The following is a 19,356-nucleotide window of genomic DNA, read 5'->3' as shown; positions in this document are numbered from 1 at the left end:
CCCCTACTTTGCTAGATTTATACGTGGATCAACCAATGTATATAATATATCTGTTATAAAAATAGCTATTATATAAATTGTTGCTGAAAATATAGTTAATCCCATTACTATTGCTACATCTCTTTGATTTACTGCACTTATGAAGTATTTACCTATTCCAGGAATAGCAAATACATTTTCAATGAAAAATGCACCTTCCATTATCCCTGAAACAGTAACTGGTAATACTGTAACTATTGGAATAAATGAATTTCTAAGCACATGCTTACGTACTATATTCGCTTCTGATAAACCTTTAGATCTAGCTGTAAGTGTATATTCTTGATTTATACAATCAAGCATACTTGTTTTTGTAAGCCTACAATAATATGCTAGATAAATACCTGCACCAGCTATTGTTGGTAGTATAGTATATTTCCATCCACCAAACCATAATTCTTTACCGCTAGCCCATCCTACTATTGGGAAATCAAAAACAGCTCCCTTAGTTAGATATTTTTGTAGTAATAAAGCTAAAACTATTACAGGAACTGATTTTAATAACATTGACCCAACTAAAATTATGTAATCAATTATTGTATTACGCTTCATTGCTGCTATTGTTCCTAAAAGAATTCCTAGTGTCACACCTATTACTATTTGTTGTAATCCAAGCCTTGCTGAAACAGGAAGCTTACTTGAAATAATTCCTGAAACTGTATCTCCTGCTTGTACAATAGATTCTCCAAAATCTCTATTTACTATATAATTTTTAAGCGTTACTACATACCTTTCTAATACAGGCTTATCATAACCATACTTTGCCAAAACCCTTTCTTGTGTAGCAGCTGGCAGCTTATTGATCTTTTGACTTAATGCATTACCTGGAACAGCTGATAATAGAAAAAATGTTCCTGAAGCTACAAGAAAAAGTGTTAAAACCATCTCACAAAACCTTCTTAATATATATCTTGTCATTAATTTTCACACCTCTTTATTTTATTAATGCATATCAGCTCAGCTGATATGCATTAAATTCTATTTTTTAATTTTTATTTATCTTCAACTGAAGCCCATCTAAATTCTATTTTTGGTCCAAACTCTGGGTATTGTAGATTTTTAATATTGTTTTGAACTACTGAATATGTGTCATAGTAGAATATTGGTGATATAACTGCATCTTCATCAACTAAAATATTTTCCAATTTTGAATAAGTTTCTAATCTCTTAGTATTATCATTTTCACCTGCTAATGAAGTTACTAAATTATCATATTCTTCACTTCCATATCCTGTATGGTTATTAGAACCATCAGTTACCCACATATCAAGGAATGTCATTGGATCATCATAGTCTGCTGACCAACCAGTTAACACAAAATCAAACTCTTGATTATTATACATATCTATGAATAATGCCCATTCATTTTGAACTTTAATATCAATATTTATTCCAAGCTTAGTTTCAATTTGTTGTTGTATCCATTCATTTTCAATAGTACCATCTTCAGAATCACTTTGTGATAGGTAAGTTAATGTATATTGACTTAAATCATCAGTTTGAAGTCCTAATTCAGCAAGACCTTCTTTTAATAATGCTTTAAGCTCATCACTATTGTTATTATATTTAGTAATGTCATCTGTTAATGGTTCATCTACTTGCTCTCTATAGAAATCTCCATCAAAATCAACATCTAGAGGAACATATCCTGCTGCTGCATTATATCTACCCTTAATTTCTCCTACATACTCATCTCTATCTAAAGCCAAACCAATTGCTTTTCTAACCTTAGCACTCTTTAACATTCCATTTCCATTTTCACTATCTTGGTTAAATGCTAAATAAAATACTGAAGGTGCATTACCCGTTATTAATTGACAATCTCCTTCATCTGCTAATGAATCGTATTTATCAATATATTCAATTAATTTAAGCCCCATATTATCTAGTTCTTTTGACTCAAATAATTGAGCTCTTGTAGCCATTTCTTTAATATATGTTGCATTAATTTGTTCTAACTTAACATTATCAGCATCCCAATAGCTATCATTCTTAACAAGTACTTCTTTATTCATATTATCCCATTCCGTTAATTTAAATGGTCCACAATAAACATTATTTTTATAATCACTTGAGTAATTATCACCTAATTTTTCAATTATATCTAATCTAACTGGCTTAAATACAGTATATTGTAACTTAGATAAAAAGTATGGAACTGCTTCTTTTAATTTTATTTCTAACGTACTATCATCAATAGCCTTTATTCCAACATTATCAGCTGAACCACCATTTAAGTTATAATCTTCTGCACCAACTATGTCATAAGCAAAGAAAGCATATTGGAATGCATTATCAGGATTTAATAATCTTAAAACTGAATCAACATAATGTTGAGCTACTACTGCCTCTCCATCTGACCATTTATTATCTCTTAAATGGAATGTCCAAGTTAATCCATCTTCTGAAGTATCCCAACTTTCAGCCCCTGCTGGTTTAATTTCATCTCCATTTCCATCGTTATAAATTCTTACAAGACCTTCTTGTAAAGCTCCTAGTAATGTAGTTGTTTCTGCATCAGAACAATCATTAACATCTAATGTAGCCGCTTGCATATATAAAGTATTTAATACTTGCTGGCTATCAGAAGAGCTTGCACCTCCATTATTTTTACTTTCGTCTTCACTACTTCCACATCCAACAAAAGCTGTTACTACTAATGAACTAGCTAAAAGTAATGATAAAATTCTCTTTTTGTTCATAAATATACCCCCCATTAATTTAAATATATAGTAAAAAGTTATATATGCACTTTAATAATACAATATATTATCTTTTTCTATTTTTACCTATTTATATTTATTTTTAACTTATTTGGTAATATTTTATATCTGCTTTATTAACTTGTCAATATTTTTCTTTATATGTTAATAATTTACTAAATATTTATACAACGCTATTATTTTTTCAAAATTCTTTATTTTCATAATATTCATTACCTTTACTTTTCTTTATGCTATAATTTAGTTACTTTTATTTATTTAAAATACATACACATTCTCCCATAACCCATATGGCTGAGAATTGTCTTGAAAGGAGTTTTTATATAATGTCTAGTAAATTTTACTTGCACCAAGGGAAAAATAAAAAAGCTGAAAATGGTCGTCCTTGGATATATATTGATGAAATAAATGAATATGATGGTGATTATGAAAATGGAGATATTGTTGAAGTGTATAATCACAAGAATTATTTCATTGGAAAAGGATACATAAATGATCAAAGTAAGATAACAATTAGAATAATGACTAGAGATATAAACGAAGAAATTGATGAGGAATTCTTTAAAAGAAGATTTGCTGCTGCATGGGATTATAGAAAAACTGTAATAGATACATCTTCTTGTAGATTTATCTTTGGTGAAGCTGACTTTCTACCTGGACTTACAATAGATAAGTTTAATGATTACTACGTCATTCAAATATCAACTTTAGGAATGGATCAATATAGGGATTTAATAGTTAAAATACTTGTTGAAGAATATAATGCTAAAGGTGTATATGAAAGAAGTGATATAAAGACTAGAGAAATCGAAGGCTTAGAGCAAAGAAAAGGCTTCTTAACTGAACCTTTCAACACAGATGTTGAAATAATTGAAAATGGTGTTAAGTACATAGTTGATATTGAAAACGGACAAAAAACTGGATTCTTCTTAGACCAAAAAGAAAATAGAGCTGCTATACATAAGATTTGTAAAGGAAGAGACGTTTTAGACTGCTTTACTCATACAGGGTCTTTTGCTTTAAATGCTGGTATAGCTGGTGCAAAATCAGTACTTGGAATCGATGTTTCTCAACATGCTGTTGATTGTGCAACTAGAAATGCTGAACTTAACAATTTACAAGATATTGTAAAATTTGAATGTCATAATGCATTTGATGTCCTTGGTACATGGTCAAGAGAAGGTAAACAATATGACGTTGTAATATTAGATCCTCCTGCTTTCACTAAATCAAGAGGAACTGTTAATGCTGCCATCAGAGGATATAAAGAAATAAATCTTAGAGGTTTAAAAATGGTTAAACCTGGTGGATATTTTGCAACTTGTTCATGTTCTCATTACATGAGTGAAGAACAATTAAAGAAAACAGTATTAGAAGCTGCTCATGATGCACGAAGAACTTTAAGACAAATAGAAGTTAGAACTCAAAGCTGTGACCATCCAATCCTTTGGAACTCAGATGAATCTTACTACTTAAAATTCTTTATCTTCCAAGTAGTCTAAATAAGTGATTAACACCAAAAAAGATATCCAATTAATTTGAAATTAAATTGGATATCTCTTTTTGTAAATTTTCAACTTCATCTGTACTTGTGCTGTAAACAACATAACTTATTAAATTATCAATTTTCAATTATTAATTATTTAAAGTTTTTCCCTTGCCATATATCTCTATCTACAAGTGCTTTATCAATAGCATTTAACACTTCCCATTTCTTAAGACTCCACATTGGTCCAATAAGCGTTGCTCTTGGAGCATCTCCTGTAAGTCTATGTACAACCATATCCTCTGGAATCATAGATATTCCCTCACAAATAAGGTCTATATAATCTTCTTCACTTAATAACTCAAATTCTCCATTATAATATTGCTCAGCCATCTTTGTATACTTCATTAAATGTAGTAAGTGGAATTTGATTCCTTGTGCCCCACTATGAGCTATGTAATCTATTGTCTTAAGCATATCTTCTTTTGTTTCTCCAGGAAGTCCAAATATAGAGTGAACAACAACTTCTATCCCTCTATCCTGTAATTTCTTTATACCTTCTTTAAAAACTTCAAATTTATATCCTCTATTAAAATTTTCTGCAGTTTCATCATTAATAGTTTGTAGCCCTAATTCTACCCATAAGTAAACCTTCTTACTCATTTCTTCTAATAGCTCAAGTACATCATCACCTAAACAATCTGGTCTTGTTGCTATGGATAAAGCAACAACATTTTCTTCTGCTATAGCTTGACTATATTTTTCCCTTAACTCTTCTATTGGTGCATATGTATTAGTGTACGCTTGGAAATACGCTATGTACTTTCCCTTATTCCATTTCTTCTCCATGACTTTTTTTCTATCATCAAATTGCTCTGTTATAGTTAAAATTCTACTTCCTGCAAAATCTCCAGAACCGTGTGAACTACAAAAAGTACATCCTCCTTTAGCTACCTTTCCATCTCTATTTGGACATGTAAATCCTCCATCTAAAGGAATCTTATAAATTTTTTCACCATATTTATTTCTTAAAAAATAATTTAAGCTGTGATATCTCTTTCCATTCCATTCTTTCATATATATCAACCTTTCATCTAGTCTAAAAGTTATAAGTAAAAGGAAATGATAAAGTTTCCTTTATTCATTTCCTTGTTTAATAATTATAAATTACTTCTTAGGATATTACAATTTCTTAATCTCATAACTTTCAACATCAAAAGAATATTTACCTTCTTTTTCATTAATAGCTCCATCTGATTTTGCTTTACTTACATTAAAAATAAATTCTTCTTGATTAAAACCAATTTCATCAATATTATATTCTGCTTCGTTAAATTCTTCATTTATTGCTTTGCTTATGATATTTCCCTCATTGGCATTATATATGTTGACCCTTCTCACACCATTACCATTACTATAAACAACAGCCAAAGAATCTTCCTTCTTTGAAAAAATAAAATTATTGATATTACAATCTTTTAATAAATCTAGTGATACTATTTTCTTAGCTATTGGCTTTTCAAATAATTCTTCTAGCTGGGACATAGTGCTATCTCCATTACCTCCACTAGTAGCTGAATTATCTCCCATAAATGTTGTTATACTATCCTCAATATTAGCTACACATATATATGTCTGTTCTTGTCCTTTTGTAGATATAGCAACTTTTTTTCCTGTAAAACTCAATCCTACTTTGCCAAAAGCTTCATTAGGAACCTTTGCTTTATAAAGCATTATATCATTCTCACTTACATAAGTATCTTTAGGAATGCTATTTAAAGATACCACCAAGTTACTATTGCTTCCTTCCTCTTCTAATATTCTTAAATATTTTCCATCTACAAAAAGCTCCTTCTTAGATTGAGACTTAACTCCATTTATTAAATATTGATCTTTAATCTTTTCAACTTTAATAGTTAAACTTTCCAAATCACTTTTAGGTTCTGTAGAGGAAGTTCTTATTATATTGTAAATATAGTATGCAAAGTTATTTCCTTCAATGGACTTTTCTTTATCAAACGAAGTAATTTGTGATATTCCTTCACCAATATTTACATTATCCTTTAATAACTCTTCAGTACATAACTTATTAGCACCATCAATATTTCCATTTTTAATATTAAATAAATATTCTTTACTTATATTTAATGCTTTTTTGCTATCAAATAAGTCTACTTTGACTTCTTCCTTTTCTGTTTTTTTACAAGACGTAAAATTAAATAAGCTGAATAATACCACACATAAACTAATAAATCTTTTATTCTTCACTGATAATTCCTCCCTCAAAATATTATGGTTTAGCTTAATTATATTTTTTCATATAAAAATATAGCTTATTCATAAAAATTAAATAAAGAATAAATATACTGTAATCTTTATATACTTAATTGAGGGAAAATTAAATAATACTTTAATAGCTGGAGTGATATGATTGAAAAAAGACATATATAAAATTTTTCAAATTGCTTTTGTTTTTATTGGGACAATTGTTGGTGCCGGACTTGCTTCTGGCAAAGAAATTACAGAATTTTTTACTTCCTATGGTTTAATAAGCTTTATTGGCATTATTTTTTGTGGAATTTTTTATATAATTATTGGCACCATTATATCAAAAATAAGCATCAGATACGAACTCAACTCCTATAGTGATGTAATTAAAGTAATAAGCCCCAATCTTCTTGGAAAATTTACTGGTGCCATTACTACCGTTTACTTAATTTCCAGTGCCTCTATTATTTTAGCCGGAAGCGGAGCACTTATTAATCAATTTTTTGGTATTCCTAAAATAATCGGAACTCTAATAATGATTGCTTTAGCTTCTTTCTTTCTTCTTAGAGGAACCAATGGACTTATTGAAGTAAATTCATTTATCGTTCCTGCCTTACTTACTACTATTACTTTAATATTCATATTATATATTATATTTTGTGGTGATAATCTCAGCATAAATTATATTTCTCAATTTACTCCTCCTAAAAAAGGAGTTTTAATATCCACCATACTTTATGCTGGATATAACACTCTTTGCTGTTGTGGTGTATTAGTGCCTTTAAGCAATGAAACACGTAAATCTAAAATTATGGTATCTGGCATCGCTCTTGGTGCCATTGGCCTAACTGTTTTATCTACCATAATTAATATTTTATTATTAATGAATCAGCCTTATATATATAAATATGAAATACCACTTCTTTTATGTGCCCAAAGGTTTAGTAACATAATTCAAGCACTGCTATTAATTATAATCTGGCTTGAAATGTTTTCTACAGAAGTATCAGATGTTTATTCCATTAGCAAGACTTTAGAACAAACCTTTAAGCTACCTTTTAAAAAAGGAATATTTATTGTCTTAGCTTTTGCCCTTCCAATATCACAAATAGGGTTTTCTAATCTTATTACCACCCTTTATCCTATGTTTGGTATACTCAGCCTAATTTTTATTACCCAATGCATTTACTTTTTCTACAAAAATAAAGAAAAGCTTGGCTAAAGCTAAGCTTCTCTCTAATTTACTATTCCCAGAACCTTTCTAATCGAAGTACTCGAAGGTTGGTACATTAGGGTCATTTATCATATCAATTGAAACTGGTGGTCTGAATATTTTCTTAGTTCCTTTTCTTGCATCCTTAAGTTCTGCTATTTTAGAAACCCCTACATAAATATCAGATATCCTATACCAAGTTGCATAATCTACCACACCTGTCTGTGGAAGATTAAATACCTGTTGAAATACTTTTACAGCTTCCTGCGTTGTACTTCCATAAACTCCATCTACAGCTACCTTAGGTATTAGTGGATAATTTCTTGCTATTCTATTAAGTTGTTCTTGAATTGTACTAACTTCGTCACCTGTTGAACCTACAATAAGGTCATATCCTGGGTATGATGCAGGACTACCAGCAACTTGTTCTGCTGTAACAAGCTCAATATCTGTACCATAAAAATGAGTTAGTATTTCATATGGAGTCTTTCCTTTATCACCAAGATATTTACTTCCCCATTGAGTCATCCATTCTGGACACTGAACATTTTTCCCATCACAATATTGTGTTAAAAGTGGTTGCTTCCTGCCATACCTCCTTATATAAGTAGAAAAAATATCATCTACTATGGCACCTATATTGTCATAAATATTTCTGCCATAATTAAAGGCATGATCATATGCTGTTGAATTAGTTATTTGATAATTTTTCCCTTTTCCACGATACCATTCTGTATAAATTCTATTTAGGGTAAATGAAATTATTGCATAAACATTTGCTCTAATTGTCGACTCTGACCATGTAGAATATATTTCACATGAAGCAACGTTCTTAATGTAATCTTTATAGAGCACTGTAACATTTGAAGCTGATGTATTGTTAGGTGAGCCTTGATGTACTGTAATATATTCTGGTATAACAGGTTTAGGTAAAACAACTCCACTGGTGGGAGCTGGCAAAGGTTTATCTACCTCTTCAGGAATTTTAGCAGGATAATTTCCATTTAATGTATTAGGTTGAATATTTATTATATCTGCCCTTGAACCAAATTTTCTTGAGGATTCTATTAGAAAGCATTGTTGTATTGCTATCTGTGTTGGAAATATCTGAATCCCATTAACTACTATGCTTTGAAATCCTTCTCTTTCTACTCTTAAATCATACAGACTGTAGGGAATTTTTCCTATTGGCTGCTGTGAATATTCAAGAGGCGGAGCTTCTAATGATATTATTTGAGACTCCCCAGACGAATTAGTAGTAAGATCTATTGACTGACTTTCACCCACTTGTCCTTCTGCTGGTGTTAAAGTTGCTGTTACTTTATCTACAGGCACATAACTATCTTCTACAAAACATTGAATCTTTAATCCACCTTGCTCTGCCATATATTACTCCTTAATATATTAATCCATTATATTAATATGCTTTTTTTAGTTAATAGTTCTATTATATCTAGATTTTGGAATCCTTATGAATAAGTTATTAACTCTATATTCTTCATAATCTTCACTTTTTCTAGGATTATACGTATCTTTAATCCTATCAAATATTCCCTTCATATCAAACATTCCATATCCCCACTCCTTATTAGGATAAACATCTCCTGGCCTTCCTTTAGCCCCACTTATGATATATGCCTTTATTTGTTCTGCATATATATCAGGATAGTTTTTGTCAGTAACTGCCCATTGAAGAATAAGAGCACAACAACCTGCAACTACAGCTCCTGCAACAGAAGCTCCACTAATTACAGCAGTTCCACCACCTGGATTAGTAACTATCGCATTAAATCCTCCTGCTGCTATATCTGGTTTTATCATTTTATCTCTTGTATAACCCCTTCCTGATTCAGTTACAACTGAATTATCCTCTTGATTGTAATATGCCACTGAAATTGCTCTATTAGATGTACTAGATAATGTAAGTGTAGTATAACCAACTGAATTTAAAAACTTAGTTTCACTATCTAAAAGTTCTCTTTGTGGTATCCAAGCATAATATTTTCCTTCAACTATATATTGACCAGTTAATCTAAACTTCCAAATTCCTGCTTTTAAATTATAAGCTCTTATAAAAATATGAGAATCTCCAGTTGATAATTCAGGGGAAGTAAAATTAACTATCATTTCAGTTCCTTCATATAAAAATTTAATTCTTTCATTATTCGCATTTTTAGAATCTAAATTATCTATCATCTCTCCTGAAGGTGAAATTATAGAAAGCTTCACCCTATTAGGCTTATTTACCCATATTTCTATTGGTAAATTCTTTTGCTTTTCACCAACTCTTATTTCTATATCTTTTATATCACCAGAACTTTCTATTATCCCTTCAGTATGAGTATCTGTATTTCCTTGATTTCCTGTAGGAACAACAACAACAGTTCCTGATTGTGTTGAATAGTTATTTATAGATTGTTCAACAATCCCATTTCCTGTATGTGAACCCATATTACTTCCAAGAGGTTCAAAAACAACTACTGGACGCTTTAATTCTCTGGCAACAGCAATTATATATCTTAATGCTAATAATGCACTCCATGGACTATATGAAGGCACATCTGTTTTATCAATGACAGCTACATCAAGTTCTACTTTAGTTGCTCTAGATAATTTAACAATAATAAATTGACAATCTGAAGCAGCTCCCTTTAAATCTGGGTTTATTCCTCTTCCTCCAATAATTCCAGCCATTCTTGTTCCATGTCCTATATCATCTTTAGACGGAACTATACTATATGGATCTCCTCCTGAAGCTTGTAATCTTATAGCTTGATTTATTTGATCTTCAGTATATTCTGTTCCATATTTCAAGCTATATATCTCCTTATTTCCTTGTATAGTTTGATCCCATATTCTTACTATTCTTGTTGTATCATCTTCTCTTTGAAATTCTTTATTAAGATAATCTATTCCTGTATCTATTATTCCTACTAATACACCTCTTCCATTAAGCCTTAAATAAGGATTATTATTAAATACTGGTGCGCCACTAGCTTCCAACGGAGATATAGCATTTAATGTTAATATTGTTGAAACTTCAATATTAACTATCCTTAAAACTATATTACTTATTTCATTAACTTTATTAGCTGGTGTTATTATAATAGCAAAATTTGAGGATACCATAACACCTGAAATATTCAGTATTTTTAATATATCATCAAGATTGGTTTTTCCTGTAACTTCTACTAAAAGAAATACATTATCTTCACTAGTTGTATCATATTTAACACCTATATTTGACAGCTCTAAATCAAAATTACTATTTTGTCTATTTTCAATATCAATATCTCTAAATCCTATGCCTAATGTTTGTGCTAATATATTAAAACTATCTCTTAAGCAAAGTTCACCATATCCCCATGATGGACTTGGATATATTATATCTTTTCTATTTTTTTTAGCACCTAATATTAAAAAATACTTTAATCTTTCTCCATATAAGTAATAATCATTTCCATTTACTATACCCCATTGCATCATAAGTGCAGCAGCTCCTGTAACTTGTGGTGTAGCCATAGATGTACCTGTTTTTTTATCAAAACTTCTATTAGGAATAGCTGAATAAATTCCTTCTCCTGGTGCAACTATATCTGGCTTTATATATTGACCTTCAAATTTTTTTCCTCTTCCTGTAAATGGTGATATGGTGTCTATTAAGTAATTGTAACTACCAACAGATATTACATTTCTTACTGTAGCAGGAATTCCTAAAGTATTATAAACAACTGGATTTACAAATTTAGTGTTAATATTTAACCCTTCTGAAATAGGTAACCACATATCAAAAGTTCCATCATAATTATCCAATTTTCTTAAATTTATTTTCCATTCACCTGGTGTTATATATTCATTAATTCCACTTATTATAATTCCAATCTCACCACTTATATCAAATGGCTTAGGTCCTGTTAAATATATAGAATATCTTGAATTACCAATTGCACCTTCTTGAAATCCTTCTTTTATTGTTATTTCTCCAGTACTACCTCCACTTGGAGAAATTAGCTTTATACTCAATGAAGGTAATAATGACTTATATAAATTTATTACAACTGTAGTTTCATCAGATGAAACATTAAAAAGTATTTCATTTACTTCTTCTAAATTTCCTGATATATGATGCGCTGCTTCACCTTCATTTCCTGCTGCAATAACAATGGTTACTCGCTCTAAAGTTGAAACTGTTGAAATGTATTGTTCTAGAAGGCTACTACCATTATGTGCTCCATCATTTGTGCTTAAACTTATATTAATTGCCAATGGCATATTAAGCTCTTTATTTTTATCTATAAGAAATTTTATGCCCTTCATTATATCAGTACTTAAAGTAAATAATCCTCTAGCTACCTTTACCATTATTATTGAACTTTCAGGTGCAACTCCATAATATCTAGATGGAATATTTCCACCTGCACAAGCAATTCCTGTAACATGAGTACCATGACCTACATCATCTCTAGACTGTACAATATCATAAGGATTTTCAGTCTTTAAAGCTTCATTTATTTGTGCTTTACTATATACTACTCCACCTAAACTTAAATCATATATATACTCTATTCGACTAGTACCATCTGCATTTATAAAAGCTGGATGAGTATAATCAATTCCTGTATCAAGAAACCCTACAATAGTTCCTTTTCCATTTAGTCCATTAGCCTTTGATATCTGTGTTATACAACTAGCTCTATTACTTTCAAAATCTGTTGTGTATAAATTTTTAGGAAATTCAATGTATTGTATTGTAGGAATCAGTGCTAAATTAATTATTTTATCAAAAGGTATTGTCACAATTCCAAAGTTATATCCTAAATTTAAGTATTTCCCACCTAAATTATCTACAATTTTTGAAATATTATCAGGATTATCTCCTGAAATAATCACAACCTCTATTTCTTTTTCAGTTTCACCTAAAAGATAGCTACTAGAAATATTTAATTTACTAAGGACTTCCTTTGGAAGTTCTTTTAATAATCCTAAATTAGTTTCTATATCTAACACCTCATTATATTGGTTTATAACAATATATGTCTTTATAACAAAAAAAAGTGCCTTTCGGCACTTCTTATAATTTTATTTCTATTCTTTCTAGTTTAGCTAAGACTTCTATCTCTTTTATTTCTGCAGTTTCAGTCATAAGAGCTCCTCCATTACTTACTAGAAGAACTTTTGAATTTCCAAGATTCTTAATCTGTCTTATTTTTCTCTTATTCTTGTACTCAACTAAGAAGAATCCATTATTACTTATTTCCTTTACTAAATGAGCAAAAGCCAAATCTCCCGGCATCATTCTAAAACCAGACATTTCACTATCTTCAATTTCTATATATAAAACTTTATCTTGTGGGAAACCTTCTATTTTATTAGAATGCACTGGCAACTCTTTTCTTCCTTTTGCTACATTTAAACCATATCCATAGACAGGTACGCTCTTTAAAACTGAAGAAAAAGCATCATTCCAAAATTCATTTACTTCAATTTTATTGGGCTTTTTACTAACAGCTTCATTTTTTCTTTCTTCCATTAAAGCTTCATCTGTAACTACCATACTTATATCATTTAAATCAGCCTTTAATATTTTAGCAGCTCTATCAATAAAAGATTCCTGTACTACCTTTTTTCCCATTTCAACTTCGTTTATATATTTTTCTGCTACACCTAGCTTTTTAGCTAAAACCTTTTGAGTCATACCAGATTTTAATCTTGCCTCTTTAATCTTTTCCCCTACTCTACTCATATTCTTATCTCCTACCCTTAGACATAGTTTCTCTTTCTAAAACAAGATGGTTCACTAGATAGTTTACAGTCCAATTAATTGATATTGGTGTTACCATTGCTAATATTCCTCCATTAACTATCTTTCTTGTTGTAGAAATCATATTTTTCATTTCTCTTTGTGCAAAATTATTAAATAAAATCATTTTTTCTTCTGGACTATTTTCATTTGTTGTTTCTGTTTCTACTTCTAATCCTTCAATTATATCTTTAACGGTCATACTAGCCATTTCTTTTGTAATTTCAATTACTTTAAAAGGAAGCCTTTTAAGCTTTTGTAATTCTTCATCTTTAAGATTATAAACTAATATACACTTATTATTCTTTAACATCTTTTCTCCTATTTATTAAATATAAAATTATAATTTAAGAATGATGAATTAAGCTAACTCATCATTCCTGATTATTTATTAATCTTCAATTATTGTTGGTGCATCATATTTTTCACCAAAAGTATCTACTGTAACTTTCTTCATTACTTGATCTTCATATGGTTTATCATTATAATCAGTTTTAGTTGAAACTATCTTATCAGCCACTTCCATTCCTTCTATCACTTTACCAAATGAAGCATATTGATCATCTAAATGTGGTGCATCTGCTACCATTATAAAGAATTGACTTCCTGCTGAATCTGGAATCATAGTTCTTGCCATTGAAAGAACTCCTCTTTTATGTTTTAATTCATTTTTAAATCCATTTCTTGAGAATTCACCTTTAATTCTATACCCTGGGCCTCCCATTCCTGTGCCTTCTGGGCATCCTCCTTGAATCATAAATCCTGGTATTACTCTATGGAACATAATTCCATCATAAAATCCTCTATCAATTAAATCTATAAAATTTCTAACTGTATTGGGAGCTATTTCAGGATATAATTCTGCTTTGATAACTCCTCCATTTTCCATTTCTATTGTAACTATTGGATTCTTCATAAAAAGTTCCTCTCTTTCATTTATTTATAGTTTATTATTATCATATTTATCCATAGTAATTCAAGGTTAATTGCTTATTTTATAAAAATATTTTAATCTTTTGTATTATTTCCACAAAAAAATAAGATAAAGTTAATTCCTATAATTAACCTTATCTTATATATCCATTCTTTTCTCTTATAATACTTATACTAAATGCTTCTATATACCTTCTTATTGTATGTATTTTTATCTTCATTAAAAGGTAGTTCCTAACACTACTCTTGAAAAATCCCTAACATTTGATAAATTTTTAACATCAACTTGTTGAAAAACATATTTTCTACCATACTTTGTAATCAAATCATTTAATAAGCAGTTAAGAAAAGTTGTTGCTACTCTATTAACCCCTTCAAAATCTAGTTGGATTCCATCTTCTAAATTATTTCTTATTATTTCTCTTAATAATATTGCATCCTCTATATTACACTCTTTTCCTAATATTTCTCTTACTTTGACATTCTTTTTCATATGTAACATCCCCTCAATATTTTAAAATTTTCTGAAAATTCTTTCTATACTTATATCTTATTCTTCTTCTATCTATTTGTCAAGCTTTTAACAAACTTTTTTTAAAAACAAAAAAGAATCATTAATAAAACGATTCTTTTACATTTCTATGAGCTTCCAACATAAATCTATTAATTCTTTTTTATTAGATGAATTTATCATTTCGATAGTTCCTTTTTCCATGCTATCATTTAATAAATCCCTTTCCTTTAATCTTCTCATCAACTCTCTAGATGTACCTAAGCTTCCATCAATTATATCTATATCTTGTCCTACCACTTTTGCTATGGCACTTCTTACAAATGGATAATGTGTGCATCCTAATACTATAGAGCTTATTTTAGTATCCATAAATGGCTCTAGTTTTTCTCTTAAATAAGCATCAAGTTCTTCACCTTCTAAAATTCCCTGCTCCACATATTCCATCAAACCTCCACATGGTACAGGCTCTATTTCTCTCATATCTCTATATCTATCTAAAAGTTTATGAAATTTAACTTCTTTTAAAGTCATTGGTGTTGCCATAACTAATATCTTGCCTTCTTTACTACTATTAGCTGCTGGTTTCAAAGCTGGTTCTATACCTACTATTGGAATATCTGTATACTTAATTCTAAGCTCTGCTACAGCTGCACTAGTTGCTGTATTACATGCAACCATTATACCTTTAACACCTCTACATAATAAATATTCTACAACATCAAAGGTTAGCTTTTTTACTTGCTCTGAACTTTTTACTCCATATGGAGCATTTTTTGAATCACCATAATATATAAAATTCTCATTAGGCATTATTTTTATTGCTTCTCTTAAAACACTTAAACCACCAAGCCCAGAATCCAACACTCCTATAGCTTCATATTTTTTATCCATAATAATCTCACTCCAATTTATATCTTCTCTATTAAAGATTATTTTTACTTTACATATATATAGTATATCTTATATTATCTTATTAGTAAAAATATATGCTTTAAGTATTTTTCTCTTTAGTTATCCACAGTTTGTGAAATGTTATCCACATTATCCACAGATTAAATTTTGAACAAATTTTTGTTTAATATAAATAAAGTTTATAAAAAAAATCAGTTCGCTTAAATCTAATGCGAACTGATTCTTTTTTTGGGCTTTAATGCCCACTTTTTTTCTACTCTGCCATGTTAAAAACTTCTAAATTGTTATTTTCAATTTCTTCAACTTTTACATCTGCTATAGCTCTTAAAGTATCCAGTGCCGTAATTACTCCTATATTTCTTTCAACAGCTGCTCTTCTTATTAAGAAACCATCTCTCTTAGAGTCATTTCCTTTAGTAGGTGTATTAACTACCAAATCTACTTCTTTATTTTTAATTATATCAAGGATGTTTGGTGATTCTTCATTAAGTTTTCTTACTTGTTCTACTTCTATACCAGCTTCTCTTAATAATTTGCAAGTTCCTTCTGTAGCAATAAATTTATACCCTGCCTTTGCTAATTCCTTTGCTATTGGTAAGAATTCAACTTTATCATGCTTATTAATTGTGGCTAGTATTTTTCCTTTTTCATTAGAAGGATACATATTAGCTGCTACAAAACCTTTATATAATGCTTCCTTAACATTTCTACCAACACCTAAAACTTCTCCTGTAGATTTCATTTCAGGTCCTAAAGATACTTCAACCTTAGGAAGTTTTTGAGTTGAAAATACTGGCACTTTTACTGACACTAGTTCTGGTTCTGGATATATATCTATTCCATATCCTAAATCAACTAATTTTTCTCCTAGCATTACCTTTGTTGCTATATCAACAATTGGCACTCCACTAACCTTACTTATATATGGTACTGTTCTTGAAGCTCTTGGATTAACTTCTATAACATATAGTTTCCCATCAAACTCTATAAACTGAATATTAATCATACCTCTTATACCAATTGCTAAAGCAAGCTTCTTAGTATAATCTAAAACATCCGCCTTAATCTTATCACTGATATTTTGACTTGGATACATGGTTACAGAATCTCCTGAGTGAACTCCTGCTCTTTCTAAATGTTCCATGATACCTGGAATTAAGATATTTTCTCCATCAGATATAGCATCTACTTCTATCTCTCTACCCATTAAATATTTATCAATTAAAATTGGATTTTTCTTATCCTTTATAAAGGCATTTTTTAAGTAATATATTAATTCTTCTTCATCATAAGTTATTTCCATGCCTTGCCCACCTAATACATATGAAGGTCTAACAAGTACTGGGAATCCAAGTCTTCTTGCCTCTTCAATACCTTCTTCTAAAGTCCATACACCTCTTCCCTTAGGTCTTGCTATATCAAACTTTTCAAGTAATTCTTCAAACTTCTCTCTATCTTCAGCCATATCAATTTGATCAGCTGTAGTTCCTAAAGTCTTAATACCCTTTTCCTTTAAGAAGTTAGCTAACTTTATGGCTGTTTGCCCACCAAATTGAAGTATTACTCCATCTGGATTTTCTTTTTCAATTATATTTAATACATCTTCTTCAGTTAATGGCTCAAAGTATAACTTATCTGAAATATTAAAGTCTGTACTTACTGTTTCTGGATTGTTATTTACAATTATAGTTTCAATGCCCATTTTCTTAAGAGCCATTACACAATGTACTGATGCATAATCAAACTCAATGCCTTGACCTATTCTTATTGGTCCTGAACCAATTACAATTACCTTCTTCTTATCTGAAACTTCAACTTCATCATATTGTTCATAAGTTGAATAATAGTAAGGTGATAATGCTTCAAATTCTCCACCACATGTATCAACCATTTTATATGCTGGCTTTATGTTCCATATATTTCTTAATCTATAAATATCATCTGGTGTAACTCTAAGCATATCTGCTATTGCTTTATCTGAAAATCCTTTTTTCTTAAGCTTTAATAGCCATTCCTTATCTAATTTATCTATAGAAGATAATTTTAATCTTGTTTCTTCCTGAACTATCCATTTGAATTTTTCTAAGAAGAACATATCGATACCTGTTATCTTAGCAATACTTTCTATTCTATAATCTCTTCTTATCATTTCTGTTAAAGCAAATAATCTTTCATCATCTGGCTTCATTACTGCTTCTTTTAATTCTTGAATGCTCATTTCCTTAAACTTTGGATGGTCTAAAGAGTATTTTCCTATTTCTAAACTTCTTATACCTTTTAATAAAGCAGCTTCTAAGTTAGCACCAATAGCCATTACTTCTCCAGTTGCCATCATCTTTGTTCCAAGCTCTCTATCTGCTGTAAAGAATTTATCAAATGGCCATTTAGGAATCTTCACCACTACATAATCTAAAGTAGGTTCAAAACATGCATAAGTCTTTTGCGTTACTGCATTTTTTATTTCATCTAAACCATAACCTAAAGCTATCTTAGCTGCTAACTTTGCTATTGGATATCCTGTTGCTTTGGAAGCTAGTGCTGATGATCTTGAAACTCTTGGATTAATTTCTATTACTGCATATTCAAATGAATTTGGATTTAAGGCAAACTGTACATTACATCCACCTTCTATTCCTACAGCATTTATAATATTAATAGCTGCTGTTCTAAGCATTTGATATTCTTTATCTGATAAAGTTTGAGATGGTGCCACTACTATACTGTCACCTGTATGAATACCTACTGGATCGATATTTTCCATGTTACATACAGTTATGCAGTTTCCGTAAGAATCTCTCATCACTTCATATTCTACTTCTTTCCATCCCTTAACTGATTTTTCTAATAAAACTTGTCCTATTGTACTTAATTGTAAACCTGAAGCTAAGATAACCTTTAATTCATCTTGATTTTCAGCTATACCACCACCAGTACCTCCAAGAGTATATGCTGGTCTTACTATAACTGGATATCCTATCTTATTTGCAAAAGCTATCCCTGCTTCCATATCTGTTACTATTTCTGAAGTGATAACAGGTTCATTGATTCTATTCATCATGTCTCTAAATAGTTCTCTGTCTTCCCCTTCTTTAATAGATTCTATTGAAGTTCCTATTACTTTTACATTATATTTATCTAATATTCCTGCATCATGCAAGTCTACAGCAAGATTTAGCCCTGTTTGTCCACCCATTCCTGCAAGTAAGCTATCTGGTTTTTCTTTAGCAATTACTTTTTCCACAAACTCTATTGTTAATGGCTCTATATAAATTTTGTTTGCAACTTCCTTATCTGTCATTATAGTAGCTGGGTTAGAATTTACTAAAACAACTTCTACCCCTTCTTCTTTTAATGCTTGGCATGCCTGAGTTCCTGAATAATCGAACTCTGCTGCTTGACCTATAATAATTGGACCTGATCCTATAACTAAAACTTTTTTAATATCTCTATTTAATGGCATCTTAAAAT

General features: G+C 30.0%; 14 protein-coding genes. 2 read left to right on the top strand and 12 right to left on the bottom strand.

The window, feature by feature from the left end; translation table 11 throughout:
* Positions 1–3: 3 nt before the first annotated feature.
* On the bottom strand, positions 4–957 hold the full coding sequence (locus Q5O29_RS01530; RefSeq protein WP_302631566.1) for an ABC transporter permease: 954 nt from the start codon (positions 955–957) through the stop codon (positions 4–6).
* A gap of 74 nt (positions 958–1,031) precedes the next feature.
* On the bottom strand, positions 1,032–2,741 hold the full coding sequence (locus tag Q5O29_RS01525; protein WP_022211264.1) for a peptide ABC transporter substrate-binding protein: 1,710 nt from the start codon (positions 2,739–2,741) through the stop codon (positions 1,032–1,034).
* A 347-nt stretch (positions 2,742–3,088) separates the two neighbouring features.
* On the opposite strand from Q5O29_RS01525, the gene Q5O29_RS01520 reads away from it, so the two are divergent.
* On the top strand, positions 3,089–4,264 hold the full coding sequence (locus tag Q5O29_RS01520) for a class I SAM-dependent rRNA methyltransferase (protein ID WP_022211263.1): 1,176 nt from the start codon (positions 3,089–3,091) through the stop codon (positions 4,262–4,264).
* A gap of 137 nt (positions 4,265–4,401) precedes the next feature.
* On the opposite strand, the gene Q5O29_RS01515 is transcribed toward Q5O29_RS01520, so the two are convergent.
* On the bottom strand, positions 4,402–5,325 hold the full coding sequence (locus Q5O29_RS01515; protein ID WP_022211262.1) for a TIGR01212 family radical SAM protein: 924 nt from the start codon (positions 5,323–5,325) through the stop codon (positions 4,402–4,404).
* A gap of 105 nt (positions 5,326–5,430) precedes the next feature.
* Positions 5,431–6,516: a hypothetical protein gene (locus tag Q5O29_RS01510; protein WP_022211261.1), complete on the bottom strand. Its 1,086-nt coding sequence runs from the start codon at positions 6,514–6,516 to the stop codon at positions 5,431–5,433.
* Between the two features lie 163 nt (positions 6,517–6,679).
* On the opposite strand from Q5O29_RS01510, the gene Q5O29_RS01505 reads away from it, so the two are divergent.
* Positions 6,680–7,738 carry a transporter gene (locus Q5O29_RS01505; RefSeq protein WP_022211260.1) on the top strand — a complete coding sequence of 353 codons (1,059 nt, stop codon included), beginning with the start codon at positions 6,680–6,682 and terminating at the stop codon, positions 7,736–7,738.
* A gap of 39 nt (positions 7,739–7,777) precedes the next feature.
* Here the strand turns inward: Q5O29_RS01505 and Q5O29_RS01500 are convergent, their stop codons facing one another.
* The 8 genes from Q5O29_RS01500 to carB all read right to left on the bottom strand — a co-directional run bounded on the left by Q5O29_RS01500 (position 7,778) and on the right by carB (position 19,348).
* Positions 7,778–9,115: a peptidoglycan-binding protein gene (locus tag Q5O29_RS01500; RefSeq protein WP_022211259.1), complete on the bottom strand. Its 1,338-nt coding sequence runs from the start codon at positions 9,113–9,115 to the stop codon at positions 7,778–7,780.
* A 45-nt stretch (positions 9,116–9,160) separates the two neighbouring features.
* The gene (locus Q5O29_RS01495; RefSeq protein WP_022211258.1) at positions 9,161–12,736 is read right to left on the bottom strand and encodes a S8 family peptidase; all 3,576 of its coding nucleotides are present in this window, start codon (positions 12,734–12,736) and stop codon (positions 9,161–9,163) included.
* Positions 12,737–12,800: 64 nt separating this feature from the next.
* Positions 12,801–13,472 carry a helix-turn-helix transcriptional regulator gene (locus Q5O29_RS01490; RefSeq protein ID WP_022211257.1) on the bottom strand — a complete coding sequence of 224 codons (672 nt, stop codon included), beginning with the start codon at positions 13,470–13,472 and terminating at the stop codon, positions 12,801–12,803.
* Between the two features lie 4 nt (positions 13,473–13,476).
* Complete coding sequence (locus Q5O29_RS01485) at positions 13,477–13,842, bottom strand: DUF3783 domain-containing protein (protein ID WP_022211256.1); 366 nt, start codon at positions 13,840–13,842, stop codon at positions 13,477–13,479.
* A 78-nt stretch (positions 13,843–13,920) separates the two neighbouring features.
* On the bottom strand, positions 13,921–14,445 hold the full coding sequence (locus tag Q5O29_RS01480; RefSeq protein WP_022211255.1) for a peptidylprolyl isomerase: 525 nt from the start codon (positions 14,443–14,445) through the stop codon (positions 13,921–13,923).
* Positions 14,446–14,682: 237 nt separating this feature from the next.
* Positions 14,683–14,955: an STAS-like domain-containing protein gene (locus Q5O29_RS01475; RefSeq protein WP_022211254.1), complete on the bottom strand. Its 273-nt coding sequence runs from the start codon at positions 14,953–14,955 to the stop codon at positions 14,683–14,685.
* A 138-nt stretch (positions 14,956–15,093) separates the two neighbouring features.
* Positions 15,094–15,867: a glutamate racemase gene (gene murI / locus Q5O29_RS01470; RefSeq protein ID WP_022211253.1), complete on the bottom strand. Its 774-nt coding sequence runs from the start codon at positions 15,865–15,867 to the stop codon at positions 15,094–15,096.
* A gap of 274 nt (positions 15,868–16,141) precedes the next feature.
* Complete coding sequence (gene carB, locus Q5O29_RS01465; RefSeq protein WP_022211252.1) at positions 16,142–19,348, bottom strand: carbamoyl-phosphate synthase large subunit; 3,207 nt, start codon at positions 19,346–19,348, stop codon at positions 16,142–16,144.
* Between the last annotated feature and the right edge of the window lie 8 nt (positions 19,349–19,356).

This window comes from Clostridium sp. CAG:265, from assembly GCF_000436575.1.
Lineage (GTDB): Bacteria > Bacillota > Clostridia > Clostridiales > Clostridiaceae > Clostridium > Clostridium lentum.
This window is presented reverse-complemented; position numbering and strand designations above follow the sequence as displayed.